Annotated in this window: 13 protein-coding genes; 8 read left to right on the top strand and 5 right to left on the bottom strand. The window is 41.7% G+C overall.

All coding sequences use genetic code 11. The annotated features are described in order from the left end of the window. Positions 1-12: 12 nt before the first annotated feature. The 4 genes from EJN84_RS06800 to priA all read left to right on the top strand — a co-directional run bounded on the left by EJN84_RS06800 (position 13) and on the right by priA (position 5,973). Positions 13-1,956 (top strand): fumarate reductase/succinate dehydrogenase flavoprotein subunit, encoded by a 1,944-nt coding sequence (locus EJN84_RS06800; RefSeq protein WP_129594713.1) that lies wholly within the window; start codon positions 13-15, stop codon positions 1,954-1,956. A gap of 22 nt (positions 1,957-1,978) precedes the next feature. Beyond that, positions 1,979-2,734 carry a succinate dehydrogenase/fumarate reductase iron-sulfur subunit gene (locus EJN84_RS06795; protein WP_129594712.1) on the top strand — a complete coding sequence of 252 codons (756 nt, stop codon included), beginning with the start codon at positions 1,979-1,981 and terminating at the stop codon, positions 2,732-2,734. A gap of 155 nt (positions 2,735-2,889) precedes the next feature. Continuing rightward, positions 2,890-3,528 carry an outer membrane beta-barrel protein gene (locus tag EJN84_RS06790; RefSeq protein ID WP_129594711.1) on the top strand — a complete coding sequence of 213 codons (639 nt, stop codon included), beginning with the start codon at positions 2,890-2,892 and terminating at the stop codon, positions 3,526-3,528. A 3-nt stretch (positions 3,529-3,531) separates the two neighbouring features. Further along, positions 3,532-5,973: a replication restart helicase PriA gene (gene priA / locus EJN84_RS06785; RefSeq protein WP_129594710.1), complete on the top strand. Its 2,442-nt coding sequence runs from the start codon at positions 3,532-3,534 to the stop codon at positions 5,971-5,973. 104 nt (positions 5,974-6,077) lie between these two features. Here the strand turns inward: priA and EJN84_RS06780 are convergent, their stop codons facing one another. Together EJN84_RS06780 and EJN84_RS06775 are read right to left on the bottom strand one after the other, a co-directional pair. After that, the gene (locus tag EJN84_RS06780) at positions 6,078-7,646 is read right to left on the bottom strand and encodes an Rne/Rng family ribonuclease (protein WP_101486621.1); all 1,569 of its coding nucleotides are present in this window, start codon (positions 7,644-7,646) and stop codon (positions 6,078-6,080) included. Positions 7,647-7,939: 293 nt separating this feature from the next. Continuing rightward, on the bottom strand, positions 7,940-8,236 hold the full coding sequence (locus EJN84_RS06775) for an HU family DNA-binding protein (RefSeq protein WP_101486620.1): 297 nt from the start codon (positions 8,234-8,236) through the stop codon (positions 7,940-7,942). Positions 8,237-8,410: 174 nt separating this feature from the next. On the opposite strand from EJN84_RS06775, the gene mutY reads away from it, so the two are divergent. The 4 genes from mutY (at position 8,411) to EJN84_RS06755 (ending at position 12,069) form a co-directional block, all read left to right on the top strand. Beyond that, positions 8,411-9,493 carry an A/G-specific adenine glycosylase gene (gene mutY / locus EJN84_RS06770; RefSeq protein WP_129594709.1) on the top strand — a complete coding sequence of 361 codons (1,083 nt, stop codon included), beginning with the start codon at positions 8,411-8,413 and terminating at the stop codon, positions 9,491-9,493. Between the two features lie 76 nt (positions 9,494-9,569). Further along, the gene (locus EJN84_RS06765; RefSeq protein ID WP_101486618.1) at positions 9,570-10,010 is read left to right on the top strand and encodes a single-stranded DNA-binding protein; all 441 of its coding nucleotides are present in this window, start codon (positions 9,570-9,572) and stop codon (positions 10,008-10,010) included. Positions 10,011-10,139: 129 nt separating this feature from the next. Beyond that, positions 10,140-11,426, top strand: a complete 1,287-nt coding sequence (gene gldE, locus EJN84_RS06760) for a gliding motility-associated protein GldE (protein WP_129594708.1) — start codon at positions 10,140-10,142, stop codon at positions 11,424-11,426. A 67-nt stretch (positions 11,427-11,493) separates the two neighbouring features. Next, on the top strand, positions 11,494-12,069 hold the full coding sequence (locus EJN84_RS06755; protein WP_165004126.1) for a 4'-phosphopantetheinyl transferase family protein: 576 nt from the start codon (positions 11,494-11,496) through the stop codon (positions 12,067-12,069). A 188-nt stretch (positions 12,070-12,257) separates the two neighbouring features. Here the strand turns inward: EJN84_RS06755 and EJN84_RS06750 are convergent, their stop codons facing one another. The 3 genes from EJN84_RS06750 to EJN84_RS06740 all read right to left on the bottom strand — a co-directional run bounded on the left by EJN84_RS06750 (position 12,258) and on the right by EJN84_RS06740 (position 17,578). Continuing rightward, positions 12,258-14,609, bottom strand: coding sequence for a glycoside hydrolase family 3 N-terminal domain-containing protein (locus EJN84_RS06750; protein ID WP_129594706.1), 2,352 nt, complete (start codon positions 14,607-14,609; stop codon positions 12,258-12,260). 72 nt (positions 14,610-14,681) lie between these two features. Next, positions 14,682-16,040, bottom strand: a complete 1,359-nt coding sequence (locus EJN84_RS06745; protein WP_129594705.1) for a DUF5125 domain-containing protein — start codon at positions 16,038-16,040, stop codon at positions 14,682-14,684. A gap of 41 nt (positions 16,041-16,081) precedes the next feature. Beyond that, entirely contained in the window at positions 16,082-17,578 is a 1,497-nt protein-coding gene (locus EJN84_RS06740) for a glycoside hydrolase family 30 protein (RefSeq protein ID WP_129594799.1), read from the bottom strand. Positions 17,579-17,589 lie beyond the last annotated feature (11 nt).

Here is a 17,589-nt window from a genome sequence, read left to right as displayed (position 1 = left end):
AAATTAGATGTTATGAATAAAATAAATTCAAAAATTCCTCAAGGGCCACTTGCCAAAAAATGGACGAACTACAAAGACCATCAAAAACTGGTCAATCCTGCCAATAAACGACGACTCGATATCATCGTAGTCGGCACAGGTCTTGCAGGAGCTTCAGCCGCTGCAACACTTGGCGAACAAGGTTTTAACGTCCTAAATTTCTGCATTCAGGACTCGCCGCGCCGCGCCCATTCTATTGCGGCTCAAGGTGGAATAAATGCCGCAAAAAATTATCCCAACGATGGCGATTCGGTATATCGTCTTTTCTACGATACCATAAAAGGTGGCGACTACCGTGCCCGCGAAGCGAATGTTTATCGTCTTGCAGAAGTTTCCAACAATATCATCGACCAATGTGTGGCACAGGGTGTTCCTTTCGCTCGCGAATATGGCGGATTGCTTGATAATCGCTCCTTTGGAGGCGCACAAGTTTCGCGCACATTCTATGCTCGCGGTCAGACGGGGCAGCAATTGCTATTGGGTGCTTATTCTGCTTTGAGCCGTGCCATTCAGAAAAAACAAGTAAAGCTTTACACTCGTCACGAAATGCTTGATCTTGTGATTATCGATGGTCGCGCCAGGGGAATCATCACCAGGAATCTTGTTACAGGAAAACTCGAACGCTTCGCAGCCCATGCGGTAGTGATAGCCACCGGCGGATATGGCAACACGTTTTTCCTTTCTACAAATGCAATGAACTCGAACGCTTCGGCAGCATGGCAATGCTACAAAAAAGGCGCCTATTTTGCCAATCCGTGTATGACACAGATTCACCCGACCTGCATTCCGGTTCACGGCGAATTTCAATCGAAACTGACGCTCATGTCCGAATCACTTCGCAACGACGGTCGTATATGGGTACCCAAAAAGAAAGAAGATGCTCAAGCCATACGGGAAGGAAAATTGAAAGCTAACGACATCAAAGAAGAGGATCGCGATTATTACCTCGAGCGTCGTTATCCTGCTTTTGGCAACTTGGTTCCGAGAGACGTTGCTTCGCGCGCAGCAAAAGAACGGTGCGATGCAGGTTATGGCGTAGGGCCAACCGGGCTCGCCGTTTATCTCGATTTCAAAGAAGCAATCGAGCGATTGGGAAAAGATGTAGTGGAACAAAAATACGGCAATCTCTTCCAAATGTACGAGAAGATTGTGGACGAAAATCCCTATGAAACGCCAATGATGATATATCCGGCCATCCACTACACGATGGGAGGCATTTGGGTGGATTATGAACTGATGACTTCCATTCCCGGCCTTTTCGCTATTGGCGAAGCCAATTTCTCCGATCATGGCGCAAATCGACTTGGGGCATCGGCTTTAATGCAGGGATTAGCCGACGGGTATTTTATTCTGCCCTATACCATCCAAAATTATTTGGCCGACCAGATTCAGGTACCGAGATTCAAAACCGATCGTCCGGAATTCGACGAAGCGGAAAAAGGAATCAACGAACGCATCGACCGATTGATGAGTATCAAGGGTAAACATTCTGTTGACCACATTCATAAGGAATTGGGTCATATTATGTGGGAATATGTCGGAATGGCTCGCGATGCCGAAGGCTTAAAAGTTGCGATCGAAAAATTACAGCAATTGAAAAAGGATTTTCTCACCAACTTACGTATCCCGGGCGACAAAGATTCGCTGAACGTGGAATTGGAAAAAGCCCTTCGATTGCAGGATTTCATCGAGTTGGGAGAACTGATGGCTCACGATGCACTGGATCGTAACGAATCGTGCGGAGGTCACTTCCGAACCGAATTTCAAACACCGGATGGTGAGGCACTGCGCAATGATGACGAATATGCTTACGTTTCGTGCTGGGAATATCAGGGTGAAGACAAAGCCCCTGTAATGTATAAAGAACCACTCGATTACGAATTCGTAGTTCGTCAACAACGTAATTACAAGTCTTAACTCAAAAAAAAACGATCATCTCATGGATAAAAATATAAATATCAAACTGAGAATTTGGCGTCAGAAAGGGCCGAAAGAAAAAGGAGGATTTGAGAATTACGAGCTACAAAACGTATCACAAGGAAGTTCGTTTCTCGAAATGCTCGACATTCTCAACGAAAAGCTCATCAACGAAGGAAAAGATCCGGTAGTGTTTGATCACGACTGTCGAGAGGGAATTTGCGGAATGTGCAGTCTTTATATCAACGGGCATCCACATGGGCCCGATGAAGACGTTACAACCTGCCAGCTCCATATGCGCAAATTCAACGATGGCGATACGATCACCGTTGAACCTTGGCGATCGGCAGGATTTCCCGTAATCAAAGACTTGATGGTTGATCGTTCAGCTTTCGATAAAATCATTCAGGCCGGAGGTTACATTTCGGTGAACACCGGTGGTGTACCGGATGCAAACGCTATCCCCATTCCTAAAGAGCAAGCCGATATGGCAATGGATGCTGCGGCCTGCATTGGTTGCGGTGCTTGCGTTGCTGCCTGCAAAAATGGATCGGCAATGTTGTTTGTATCCGCGAAAGTCAGCCAATTTGCACTCCTACCCCAAGGTCGCGTTGAAGCAGCACGCCGGGCTAAAAACATGGTAGCAAAAATGGATGAGCTCGGCTTCGGCAACTGTACCAATACCGGCGCATGCGAAGTAGAATGCCCTAAAAACATATCCATTTCAAACATTGCCCGACTGAATCGCGAATTTCTGAAAGCTAAATTCAAAGATTAACAAACACCTATATTTATATAAAGCGTTTTGTTCATGAATGATGTACAAAACGCTTTTTTATTCAAAATGAGCTGCATTCCTCAACTATTTGGCTTCACATTTGTTTTATCGACGTAGGTGTTACACAGTCAGAAACTATTAAAAACATATCTGCTATGAACATCAAAAATACACTCATCAAGGGAATCGTTTTTTCTTTAGTGATCATCTTTAGTTTGCCTGCAACATCTCAGGTTCGTTTCGGTGTCAATGCGAGAGTAGGATTGAACAATCCTTCGTTCAACAGCGATGCACTTAACGTTGATAATCTGACCGACTATGCTATTGGGCCATCATTGCAAATAATGCTTCCAGTGCCAATTATCGACTTGGGTATCGAGGCTTCGCTTTTATATCAAAACAGCAGGATGAATATCCAAAATTTGGAAGGGACAAGCACGACTTCGGAAGAAATCTCGAATCAGTATTTGATGCTTCCTATCAATGCCAAGATTTTTTTTGGCAAAATTCCTTTGGTTCCCATCCATTTTTATGCCGCTGCCGGTCCCTATTTCGGATACCTGATCAATGGAGACAAAATCAATCCGGGAAATGCGGCAGAAGATATTGAGGCAAAGAAATTTGAAGCCGGGGCAAATATTGGCGCCGGGATAGAAGTATTTAAACTCGTCCAAGTTGGTGTAAACTATGGGGTAAAACTCACGGACAATTACGGGACAGATAAGCCCAATTGGAATGATCCATTAAACGGTAAATCATCGTCGTGGACGCTAAATGCATCCATCTATTTCTAACCAATGCTGGCAGACGTAATTTTACCCACTCCGCTTTCCGATATCTTCACCTATATTGTTCCGATGGAAATGGAACAGGCAATCGGTTGTGGATTCAGGGTAATTGTTCCTTTCGGTACAAGAAAATATTATACGGGAATTGTTGTTGCTTTGCACGACAAGCCATCTTCTGCCGATCTACGTCTCAAAGAAGTTTATGCCCTGATCGATTCCTATCCTATGGTCAACGAAAAACAACTTGACTTGTGGAAATGGATCGCTTTTTACTATCTTTCGCCGATAGGCGATGTTTATAAAGCTGCTTTCCCCTCAAAACTGAGAATGGAAAGCGAAACTTTTGTTTCGCTCTCGTCTTCGATGATGCAAGAAAGCCTGAATTTGACTCCGACGGAAAGAAAAATTGTCGAGTACCTTGAAGCCGTCGAGCGCGAGAAAATTTCAAAACTCGAAAAAATTCTCGATATCAAAAACATCTATATCCATATCTATTCATTGTCGAGAAAAGAAGTGATCGAAACGAATCAGCAGATTGAACAAAAATTCGTTCCGAAAATCGAATCGTTTATCCGATTAAACTCCGAAATTGATTCAAATTCGATTGGCTCTATTATAGGAAAATCAAAAAAACAACTTGCTCTTTTCGAAGAAATTTCGACAATCCTGTCGAAATCAAAAACCGACATGATAAATCGTCGAGACGTATTAAAACTACCCGATGCATCACCGAGCATTCTGAAAGGATTGCTTCAAAAAAATGTCTTGAACGAAATCGGCGTTGAAGTGGGACGACTCAAGCCCAAATCGGAAATAAAGACACACCGACCATTTCCCCTGAACGAATATCAACAGCAGGCACTTGAGGAAATCGAAAGCGTATTCGATTCGAAGGATACTTGTCTGCTTCATGGCGTTACCTCGAGCGGCAAAACCGAAATTTACATTCACCTCATCGATAAATTGATTGCCAAGAACCAACAAATTCTTTATCTGCTTCCCGAGATAGCACTGACAACGCAGCTCATGCAACGATTGTCGGCCGTATTTGGAGATAAACTCGGAATTTATCACTCCAAACTCAACGACAACGAACGTGCAGAAATTTGGCAAAAAATGTTATCCGACAAGCCATACGATATAATTCTTGGCGTGCGTTCGTCTTTGTTTCTGCCGTTTCGGAATCTCGGCCTCATCATCATCGACGAAGAACACGAACAAAGCTACAAACAACAAGAGCCCGCACCGCGTTATCATGCACGCGACACCGGCATTATGCTTGCGCACATGTTCGGTGCCAAAACATTACTCGGTTCGGCCACTCCTTCCATCGAATCGTATTATAATGCCAAAATAGGGAAATACGGGATAGTTGCGCTAAGCAAGAGATTTGAAGAAATCGAGATGCCCGAAATCATCATCGAAAATACGAAAGAACTGAGACGAAAAAAGAAAATGAAATCGCTCCTCAGTCCTGCTCTGATTGAAAGCATTCATCATGCACTATCGAATAATGAACAAGTGATTCTTTTCAGAAACCGTCGCGGCTTTGCTCCAATCGTGGAATGCAAACTATGCGCATGGACTCCAAAATGCAGGCATTGCGACGTTCCGCTCACCTATCATAAATTTAGGAATGTACTCGTATGCCATTACTGCAATGCAACTTATGCCATGCCAAGCGAATGTCCATCTTGCCACGAAAAAAGCATCGACCTATTGGGACAAGGTACAGAACAATTGGAAGAAGAAGTCTCCCGTCTGTTTCCTGAAGCAAAGGTTGCACGAATGGATACCGATACGACACGGGGAAAAAATTCCTATGAAAAAATAATCGACGATTTTGAAAAAAACCGAGTTCAAATCCTGGTCGGTACGCAAATGCTATCCAAAGGCCTCGACTTTGGGAACGTGAGCGTGGTTGGCATTATCTCTGCCGATTCGCTCCTCAACTATCCCGATTTTCGTTCCTACGAACGGGGTTTTCAACTCATGACGCAAGCAGCAGGTCGTTCAGGGCGAAAAAGCAAACAGGGGAAAGTCATTATTCAAAGCAATGATCCCGATCAACCCATTTATCGTTATATAGTGGAAAATGACTACGAAAGTTTTTTTGCATCTCAATTGTCAGAACGAAAAATATTCAAATATCCACCTTATTATCGGCTAATTTCGATCGTTATCAAAGACAAAAGCGAGTCAAAAGCAGATGAAGCATCGCGCTATTTGGCAGATTCGCTCAAATCTTCATTAGGTGATCGCGTTTCGGGTCCGAATAAACCCGTAATAGGCAAGATTCAAACCTATTATATCCGAAATATCCTGCTAAAAACAGAAATCGGGTTGTCCCCACAGAAAATTCGTACCCTTGTAAAACATGCTGAAACAATCTTGCGTAAGAACCAAAAATTTAAATACATCACCCTCTTTTATGACGTCGATCCTGCTTGAAATGCAGCGCCCAATCTATTAAAAGCAGACGCATAAAACGAAAAAAACCGGTATTGCCTATCGCAATCCGGTTTTTAAATTTTCGCAACTTCGTGTTCGAAGTCTTATTTCATTTCTATTTCTTCTTTCAGGTCTATCTCGTTTTTATCTTTATCATAGAAAACATATTGCAGAAATCCGAGACTCTGATCCGGAATTATTTTCATTCCTACTCCGTATTTCTTTTTCCACTTATATTTCAACGAGAACATTCCCTGTTCTACATAAGCTGCGACATAAGGATGAATATGCAAAAAGAATTTCTTCACTTGTAACTTATTGGATAAATAATCGATTTTGTGTTCCAACGTATCGGTAAAAAGGATAGAGGATTTGATTTTCCCTTTTCCAAAACAAGTCGGACACACTTCACTGGTAGCAACATCCATCTCGGGACGAACCCGTTGACGAGTAATCTGCATGAGACCGAATTTGCTCAACGGCAGAATATTGTGTTTGGCTCTATCCTTAGCCATAAACTCCTGCATCATAGCATGAAGCTTGTTGCGATGCTCGCCTTTCATCATATCGATGAAATCGATGACGATAATACCACCCATGTCTCTTAATCGCAGCTGACGTGCTATTTCTTCTGCAGCAGCCACATTCACTTCAAAAGCACTGTCTTCCTGACCCATCTTCGATTTGTTTCGGTTACCGCTATTCACGTCAATTACGTGAAGAGCCTCGGTATGCTCGATAATGAGATATGCTCCGTTTTTAAATGTGACTGTCTTGCCAAAGAGCGATTTTATCTGTTTGGTTACACCGAAATTATCGAAAATGGGCAATGCGCCGGTGTAAAGTTTAACAATATTTTTACGCTCCGGGGCAATTACGCTGACATATTCGGTGATTTGTTTGTACACGTCCTTATCGTTGACGTATATTTGTTCGAATGAGGGGTTGAAAATATCTCTCAATAAAGCTACTGTACGTCCGGTCTCTTCATAAATAAGCGATGGTGCTTTTGCCTTCGTCAATTTTTCGCACATATCATCCCAGCGCTGAACAAGTATCTTGAGTTCGGCATCGAGTTCTGCAACCTTCTTACCTTCGGCATTCGTGCGAATGATCACTCCGAAATTTTTTGGTTTAATGCTTTGAACCAGCTGTCGAAGACGAGCGCGCTCTTCGCGCGACTTGATTTTTTGCGATACGGATACTTTGTCGATAAACGGAATGAGTACCATGAAACGTCCTGCAAACGATATTTCGGCAGTCAGTCGTGGGCCTTTGGTTGAGATGGGTTCTTTGGCTATTTGCACCAGAATCTCCTGTCCAACTTTAAGCACATCGCTAATGGTTCCCTCCTTGTCGATATCGGGTTGCAGTTTCAGTTTCGATATTTGCGGTATCTTTTTTTTGTCTTCAATCTGTTTCTGAAAATAAGAAACCGAATTGAATTCTACCCCTAAATCCAAATAGTGAAGAAAAGCGTCCTTTTTATGCCCTACATCTACAAATGCTGCATTAAGGGCCGGCATCAGTTTTTTGACCCGTCCCAAATAGATATTCCCCACTGCAAATGAAGCATCTTGTGCCTCTTGTTGCAATTCCACCAGCTTTTTGTCTTCCAATACAGCGATGGAAATGTCTTTTGGCTGAACATCTACAATTAGTTCGCTTACCACATTTTTTGTTTTTTAATGTTTATAAATAGGCTTCTGTCACAGAAGACTTCAGGATTCCCGCCGGAATTGCCTGCTTGATATGCACAAAGAACAAACTTAAAGAAATAAAGTTTTAAGTTTGCTCCCGTGATATCGAAAGAAATTTTAGTTGAGCTTACTTTTTCTTTTTATGTCTGTTCTTTCTCAGCCTTTTCTTTCTTTTGTGAACAGCCATTTTATGCCTTTTTCTTTTTTTTCCGCTTGGCATATTATTGTCTCCTTTCTTTTTTATCTTTCGTTATGAAAGATGATGATTATTTTTTCTCTTTTTGACTTCCATCTTTAACCTGAACAACAAATGTTTTGGCGGGTTTGAATGCCGGAATGTTGTGTTCGGGAATGATGATGGTCGTATTTTTAGAGATATTACGTGCCGTTTTTTGGGCTCTTTTTTTCACGATAAAGCTACCAAATCCTCTAAGGTAAACATTTTCGTTTTTAGCCAACGAATCCTTTACTATTTCCATGAAAGATTCGACAGATGCTAATACGGACGCTTTGTCAACACCCGTATTTTTAGCAATTTCGTTTACGATGTCTGCTTTTGTCATAATATAATTTTTTTATTATTAAGATAGTAGAGAGTAATTTTTTGGACTGCAAATATATAGCATTTTTTTCAAGGTTAAAAATAAATTACGGGCAAAAAAAAAAAATTTGCTTATTTTGTTTCGATCGAAGACTTTTGACGTAGATTTGTGCAACAAAAATCACTTTGATCACAAATGTCTGACACAAATAACAACATTCACACCATCAGTATCCTGCTTCAATCGTGGTATCCACAGCATAAACGAGATTTGCCCTGGCGACACACCTCCGACCCATATTTGATATGGGTTTCCGAAGTAATTCTGCAGCAAACACGTGTAGAACAGGGATATGATTATTTTGTTCGTTTCGTTAGAAAATTTCCCGATATTTGGGCACTCGCTTCGGCATCGGAGGAGGATGTGCTGAAGATATGGCAGGGACTCGGATATTATTCACGTGCACGAAACATGCTTCAAGCCGCAAAACAATTGGTTAACCAATTCGAAGGCGTATTTCCGAGCGATTTCGAGAAGATACTCTCTTTGAAAGGGGTAGGCAATTACACTGCTGCGGCCATCGCTTCCTTTGCCTTTGGCAAACCACACGCTACTGTTGACGGCAATGTCAGTCGGGTAATATCGAGACTGTTCGAAGTGCAACATCCTATCAATTCCACCGAAGGAAAAAAACAGCTTCAGTCCGTTGCCGATCAGATCATTGATCCTGTTCATCCCGGCATCCACAACCAGGCTATGATGGAGTTGGGTGCAACAATATGTCTTCCCCGGCGCCCAAAATGCGAGGAATGTCCATTACAAACAGTTTGCATGGCACACCATCACCATTCGGTTGCGAGTTTTCCGTCGAAAATTGTCAAGACAAAAGTGCGAGATCGTTTTTTCAATTATTTCCACATCATGCATGAACATGAAACTTTCCTGCGTAAGCGAATCGAAGACGATGTTTGGAAAAACTTATATGAATTTCCTCTTATCGAAACCTCCGGACAAGTTTCGCTCATCGAAATCTCGGACGAAGAAAAATTCGGAAAATGGTTTTCGAAAAGCCATTCGTTGCAGTTCGAACATGTCGTATCAATGAAACATATACTCTCACATCAGCGTATTTTTGCAGAATTTTATCGTGTGAAAACAGAAGAATCAATAGATCATTTGCCCGACCTTTCGTTCATTAAAATCGATATGGCGGATATAGAAAAATACCCGGTTTCGAGATTAATACACAAATATCTGGAAAGATTTTTTGTTGAATGATCTGTTTTTATAAAACTTTTACTACTTTTGCTACTATTGGAAAGATTTATCAACCAACCAAAAAATTTATTATACTATGTCGGTAAACAAAGTTATTTTAGTAGGAAATGTAGGGAAAGATCCCGAAATTAAGTATTTCGACAATGACAATGTGAAAGCTAATTTTCCGCTTGCAACCAGCGAAAGAGGATACACCGCTGCTAACGGGACCCAAGTACCCGAAAGAACAGAATGGCACAACATTGTTTGTTGGAGAGGACTTGCACAAATCGTAGAAAAATTTGTAAAAAAAGGGACACAAGTGTACATCGAAGGGAAAATACGTTCACGCTCTTACGAAGATCAAAACGGAATGAAACGTTATATCACCGAAATTTATGCCGATTCACTCGAAATATTGAGTCGTCGCAGCACGTCAAGCGATAACAGCCATTCGGACAAACAGGATTCATCTTATTCTCCGACGCCTTCCATTGATGCGGAAGACAATGCTCAAATAGATGATTTGCCGTTTTAAATAAAACGCATTAACTTTGTAAGGAATGTTTTAATCTTTTTTCCACTAGAGGAAGTTTAAAACATTCTTTTTGTTTCACTAATAACAACTCACTTGGAATCAGACCCTTCATCGTTTTTGGTTTCGAATATGTTGGCAATCGCAACTCCAACTTTATCCGATTATCTTCTTTTTGCCATTCTTATTCTTTTTGTTTTTTTTGATTTCGTTGCCTGCGGGGCACAGATCGCATTCTTTGCACTTTCGCAAAGCGATATTGAAGAATTGAGCAATAGTGAAAGGGCTCGTGATAAAACAATTGCTCATCTGATGAGAAATTCTGATCGACTTATTGCATCGATCAATATTCTCGATATTTTCTCAAAGGTTTTTATTTTTACCCTTTCTTTTATTTTGTTTCAACATCTGCTTTCACCGGAATGGCTGAATAAGCCTATATGGATAGTTGTTTTATCGATTTTGATAGTTATTTTGATCGACATCACACCCAAACTATACGCAGCAAGTAATCCGAAAAAATTTTCATATCGATCGGCAAATTTCATCAATATCATAGACAAAATCAATTCTCCCTTATCCTCCTTATTAGTGAATATTTCGAACAGAGGAGATAGAACATTGCATCATCAACGACACGAATTATCGATGGATGAACTCTCGAGGGCATTACAGATGACTTCGAAAGACAAAGAATATGAGGATGAAAAAGATATGCTCGAAGAAATCATTCGGTTTAAAGATACAATTGTGGACGACATAAAAGTAAGCCGCTCGGATATGATTGCCGTTGATATCACGCTGCCTTTCGACAAAGTAGTCGATTTTATTGTGGAAGCAGGATTTTCGCGCATTCCTGTTTATGAAAAAGATACCGATAACATCAAAGGAATTCTATACGTAAAAGATTTGCTTCCTTATCTCAACCGAAAAGAGAATTTCAAGTGGCAATCACTCATCAGACCGGCTTATTTTGTTCCGGGAACAAAACACATCGAGGACTTGCTCGAAGAATTTAGAACCAACAAAAATCACATGGCTATCGTTGTTGACGAATATGGCGCGACAACAGGGATTGTCACAATGGAAGATATTTTGGAAGAAATCGTTGGAGACATCAGCGACGAATATGACGTAGAGACTTCTTTCTACACCATAGCTCCTGATGGGTCATATCTTTTTGACGGCAAAACTCCCCTTGAAGATTTCTTTCGTATCACCGGACTTTCGGAAGAAGAATTCGAACACTATACAAACGAATCCGACACCCTGGCCGGATTTATCCTGGAGTTGCACGGTAATTTTCCGAAAAGGAAAGAAATCATTAATTTCAACGATTACCAATTTCAAGTCGAAGAGCTAACCAAGCGCAAGATCGTAAAAATCCGTTTTATTCCTCCAAAAGTCCAAAAATCGTAATTACTCGTTTCCTATGTTAGTCCGAAAAGAAAATCTCTCGAATGACTGCCTTCTCGGCGTTTGGAAAATGACCGAAAGTGTAGAGGAGCTTTTGTCGCTTTTTCCTGAAACATTAAGGGATAAAGCCCAAAAACACGTCAAAGAAATTAAATCGGTGAAAAGAGCAACAGAATGGCTCTCCGTGAGATTAATGCTTTATTTGCTTCTCAACGAAGAAAAAATCGTTCATCACCATCGCGATGGACGTCCTTACCTCACCGACAGATCATTCAACGTTAGCATTTCTCACACGCGCAACCATGCGGCTATTCTGATTCATCCTTCGAAAAGCGTAGGTATCGACATCGAAGAGATTTCAGATCGTGTGTACAGGGTGGCATCGAAATTTGTGTCGCAAGACGAATATATCGATCCGCATCACGAAAAAATTCATCTTCTGCTGCATTGGTCAGCCAAGGAAACTATATTTAAACTATTAGAAGAGAGCGAAATCGATTTCAAGCATCATCTCCATCTATCGAAATTTATACCTGAAGCCAAAGGAACATTCCAAGCAACCGAGTCCAAAACGCCCCTGCAGAGAAGGTTCGAAATCGCATACGAAGTGCATCCCGAATATGTACTAACCTGGTCGTGCTGCTAAAACAACCGATTCGAACTCATTAACCTCCTCATAGCTCAACATAACAGAGCCTGATGTCAATGAATCCGAATCGTTGCAATTTCAGGATAGATAATTGCTAATCAATAGTTTTTTTGCTAACCGAAATCGTAAAAAACCAAGTTTTATTCACAAAAGAATTTGTACACAACTCGGTTCGGATTTTACGTTTAACGATTGGGGGTTTCCCAGATTTTCGTTTTCATGCATCGGATTTGCTGCGTTTGATTAGCAACTTGCAGTCTGAAATCACCTTCTTCGATAATCCATTTGCCTTTTTCGTTCACAAATGCAAGATCGTTGGCAGGAAGTTTGAGCACTACTTTTTTCGTTTCTCCGGGTTGCAATTCGATTTTCTCGAAAGCACGCAAACGACGCACATCGGGAGTAATAGATGCAACCAAATCGCTGCTGAAAAGCATCACGGTTTCTTTTCCTGCCACTTTTCCGGTATTTTTTACATCTACCGAAACCGTCAAAATATCGCCCGGGAGAAATTCATTTTTGTCAACCGTAAGGTTTGAATATTCGAAAGTAGTATAACTCAATCCGAATCCAAACGGATATTGCACATCGGTACGTGCTCCGTAATCGTAAGCACCACTCATTTTTTCGGCCAAATTCTGACTCGGTTTGTGATCGTAGGTGATGAGGCTTTGTTCAAATTTAGGATAGGTGTAGGGAAGTTTTCCACTCGGATTGACATCTCCTGCCAAAATATCGGCAAGTGCATCGCCGCCATAATTTCCGGGAAGATAAACCTGAACGACCGCTTTTGCATCGGGTTCGATGGTGCGAATCAAACGAGGACGACCTTCGTTGAGCACAAGAATGACCGGTTTACCGGTTTTGTAGAGTGCTTTTGCCAATGCAATCTGATTTTCCGAGAGTGTCAACTCATCAAGATTTCCGGGCGTTTCGCAATACGAATTTTCGCCCACGCAAAGCACCACATAATCCACATTGGAAGCAGCAGCAACGGCTTTTTCGATTTCCGGGGGATTTTCTTCGAAATATTGTCCGTCCATTTTATACGTCACGCCCGGCTCGTATTTCACATTTGTTTCTCCGAATTTATTTTGCAACGCTTCAAATATCGTATTGTATTGTTGCGCAAATTCTTCCGTTTTTTCGCCCTGCCACGAGTAACTCCATCCTCCATTCAGTGGGCGCATCGAATTGGCATTGGGTCCTGTAACCAAGAGACGAGCTCCTTTTTTCAGCGGTAAGATATTGCCCTCATTCTTCAGCAACGTAATTGATTCGTCGGCCGCAGCTTTGGCCGCAGCTTCATGCGCCTTACTTCCGAAATCGGGATATTCGTTGCGTGACCAATAAGGACGGTCGAACAATCCGAGACGATACTTCATCCTCAAAATGCGACGAACGGCATCATCAATTCTCGTCTGTTTTACCTCACCCGACTTGACAAGGGCAACCAACTCATCGCAAAATTTCAAATTATACGGTTCCATCACCATATCGATGCCGGCATTTATTGCGATGCGAATAGCGTCTTTATAATCTTTGGCAATATGATCACGAGAAAGCAGATTTTGCACATCAGCCCAATCGGTAACGATGACACCGTCGAAATTCAAATCCTCTTTCAACCATTCGGTAATCAACCGATAGTCTGAATGAGTGGAAACACCGTTGATGATACCCGAATTGACCATCAGCGACAAAGCACCGCCATCGACAATGGAAGCACGGAACGGCTCGAAAAACTTCTCGCGCAAGTCGCTCTCGGATATTACCGCCGGAGTACGGTCCTTCCCTGAAACGGGAACACCGTAACCCATGTAATGCTTGATGCAGGCTGCAATCCGATCTTTACCGACACTGTTTCTGTCTTTTCCCTGAAATCCACGCACTGAAGCAACTGCCATCGTGGCATTCAGATAAGCGTCTTCGCCATAACTTTCCCATTGACGCGACCATCGCGCATCGCGACCCAAGTCCATTGTGGGGTTAAATGTCCAGGGAATATTGCTGGCACGCGTTTCGTAAGCCGAAATCTGAGAACCTTTTTCAACCAACTGAGGATTGAATGTGGCAGCCATTCCTATTTCCTGTGGAAAAAGCGTTCCTCCGGCCGTATAAGTTGTTCCATGATTGGAATCGATGCCGTAAAGCACCGGAATACCGGTTTCCTTAATTGCTTTCTGCTGTATATTAGTGATAATGTTTTCCCAAACTTCCGTTGTGCGAGCCCGATTGTTACTCGTGTTCAAAATAGATCCGACTTTGTATTTGCCAAATACGACATCCATCATCGTCGGATCGAGTTCAAAAGGTTCGTCACTTGCATATAAACCTCCGCCCTTTCCCAGTACATCGAGCGTAAATTGAGCCATCTGACCAACCTTTTCTTCGAGAGACATACGAGACAAAACGCTATCAACTTTCTGCTCCAAAGCAAAATCTTTGCCCGAATCATTAAAATTTTGAGCAAATCCCGTAATAGGAAATGCAGATAAAATCAGGATAATTACATTTAAGAATTTTTTCGATTTCATATCATTGATATTTACAAGAATGTTCGGTCAAAGATACAAACTTTGCCGAACATTCTTTCCAATTTCATTTTCTTACTTTCCAACTATTGATATAGACGCTTGTGTTGGGCCATTGGTACAATCCAATGTGATTACGTAAGTTTTCCCTGCTTCTAAGGATTTTCCTTCGGCCAGGCCATAATCGCCACTATTACTGATTGTAATAATCGAGGGTATAATCCCGGAAATTTCGGCATAATTACTCAATGTAAATTCTTCACCCCAATCGTCTTGATAGAAAAATTTGAATCCAATCCAATCGGTGCGAATTTGGCCCCATCCGTTCTCCTCGCTGGCTACCACAGTCATTCTGTATTTTTTAGGCTCTACGGGCGCCATGCATAACATATTCCCGGGTGTCCATCCGGGCTGTCCTGTCTTCATTCCCGGTTTAGCGATGCCATAGCCGGCAATCCATACGGCACCCGATCCATCTGCTTTCAGTGTTGCCTTATTTCCACTCGCATCAAGTGTCTGTACTCGAAAATAAGGAAGCTCTCCTTCGGTAGCGATAATCCGGTATTTACCATCAATTGCATTGAATGTTATATCTTCATTTTCAGAAACAGCAAAGAAATCCGGATCAATCCAGTAGGAAACAATATTTTCAATGTTTTGAGTGGTTATGACATCGCCTTTTTTCAGGTCTATGTCAATTTGGAAATTTCCATCTACAAAGTTCATCTCTTTACCATTAAGAATGTAAACAACGAATGGACTACGTTCATAAGTGAGAGAGTTGAAACTTACCTCATATGGACTGTTTGCAACGCTGATGAAAGTTATAGTGCTTTCACTCTGCTCTTTTACTGAACCGTTGTCCCAACCGAATTTCAATTCGTTTCCATTAGCTCCGTATTTGGGAGCGACAATGATACCTTTCAAAAGCTTCGGGGTATCTTCCATTGTCAATCCCTTATACATATTCGGACCGGAATGATTCAACTTGATGCTATCACCCGAATCAGTTATTAACGTAATATATTCGAATTGGGGCCGTTGCAATGATATAGTAAATGTTTGCTCAACCGAAGTGAAATGAATATCCTGCAAAACCAATTTGAGGGTTGCATTTCCATCCGGTACATTTTTCAGAAATGGCGCATAAATTTTGCCTTGATAAGTGCCATCTGTTTTCGTACGAATAGTTGTTTCAGAAACCTTGTCTTCGCCATAATAGAGTTGTGCCTTAAGTGTGGACAAAGGCACTTTTGTATCACTTACGGTTGCCGAAAACGGAATGCTGTCGGCAAAATATGCACTTGCGGGCACTTGAGGAGAAACAATCTCCGGATTGCCGGGAGACCCCGGAAATTCAGCTTCATCGTCGCAGGCAGCAAAAGCGAAAATCGCAAGCATACATGCAGGTAAATATTTGAGTAAATTTTTCATATGCTGATTTTTTAGATATTAATAATTAATTGATTTGCAAATTATTTCCATGAAAATGAGGCTACAGTTTGTGCCGGCAGTTTATAACTAAAGGTATGAGTTCCATCGTTTATCGTAATGTTTTGCTCCTTTGTTTGCGTATTCAGCACAACCATACCAAATGTTGAGTCGACATTTTTTGCTGCAACATAGTATAAACCGGGAATACCTAAATCCGATGATTGGATTCTGTACGCTCCGGGCTTTATCACTTTGGACAAATGAGCAATATCGTAGAAATGGCTATTCTTGGTATAAGTCGAATAGTTACTCGAATTGATGTCTATTGCACCAAGACATATATCACACCCTCCGGGACGATAAGGGCCGTGTTTATCGTCGAGCATAAAATTCCAAACAATAACGGCTTTTGACCAATTATTCAACGTTCCTATTCCCACTTCTTTAAGGTTCCACATCAAATCTTCACCAAACTGATAGCCGCTTCCCCATAATCCGATGGAAATCTCCGTGAAATAGAGGTTTTTATCGGGGCGTGCATTGTGAATATTCAACAATTCGCTTTTATCGCCGCCATAAGCGTGGTATGCAGCTCCATCGATATATTGTGCTGCTTCGGGATCAGCATAAATTTTTAATGGATAACTTCCCTGGTCTTGTGTATCGGGCTTTTCAGAATCGTAGTTGTAGTTGTGATCGTAGACTACAATCTTCGTTTTGATATTGTTTTCCCGAAATTTTGGTCCGAGTGCCGTTTTGATGAAATCGCGCTGTTCTTGCCAAGTCATAAACATGGAAGCCGAATTCCCTCTATTCAAAGGTTCGTTTTGTATTGTGATGGACTCTATTCTGAAACCTTCTTTCTGCATTGCCTGTATGTATTTTACGAAATACTCGGCGTAATCCTGATAATACTTAGGGTTCAATTGACCATCGTTCCAGGAGTTGAAAGGCTTTAATTCGGTTAAATTGTTCACTTTCATCCATCGAGGAGCGGTCCATGGCGATGCCATTATTTTTACCGAAGGATTTATCGCAAGAATTTCCCTAAGGACAGGGAATATGTATTTGATTTCTTCTTCTTGAAGCGCAAAATTTTCGATGCCTGGCGTATCGCAATACGTGTACTCCGAAAGCGAAAAATCGGAACAACCGATAGAAATACGAATATAGCTGTAACCCATTCCGTTTACAGGATCGAATGTTTCTCTCAACAATTCGTTCCTCTTATCGGCCGGCATTTTCATCAGATTGTAGCATGTTGATCCGGTAAAAGCCGCTCCAAAACCGTCGATCTGTTGAAACTTATGCTCCGGATCCAGCGTAACGGTATAAGGAGACATGTTGTCTTTGTTACTAAATGGAATAGGTACACTTTTAAAAAGCATCGATTGTGAGGCAGAAGTAACATAAGCCACAACATCACTTTCATTGTTTGGTGGCGGTGGTTCTTGAGTACCATTATTGTCCGAGCTGCCGCAAGAAGCGGTCAGCACGGAAACAACGGTTATAAAGACAACGCCGAAAAATAATCGCATCTTACTCATGA

Origin of the sequence: Seramator thermalis (assembly GCF_004138125.1) — a bacterium.
Classification (GTDB): domain Bacteria; phylum Bacteroidota; class Bacteroidia; order Bacteroidales; family Dysgonomonadaceae; genus Seramator; species Seramator thermalis.
This window is presented reverse-complemented; position numbering and strand designations above follow the sequence as displayed.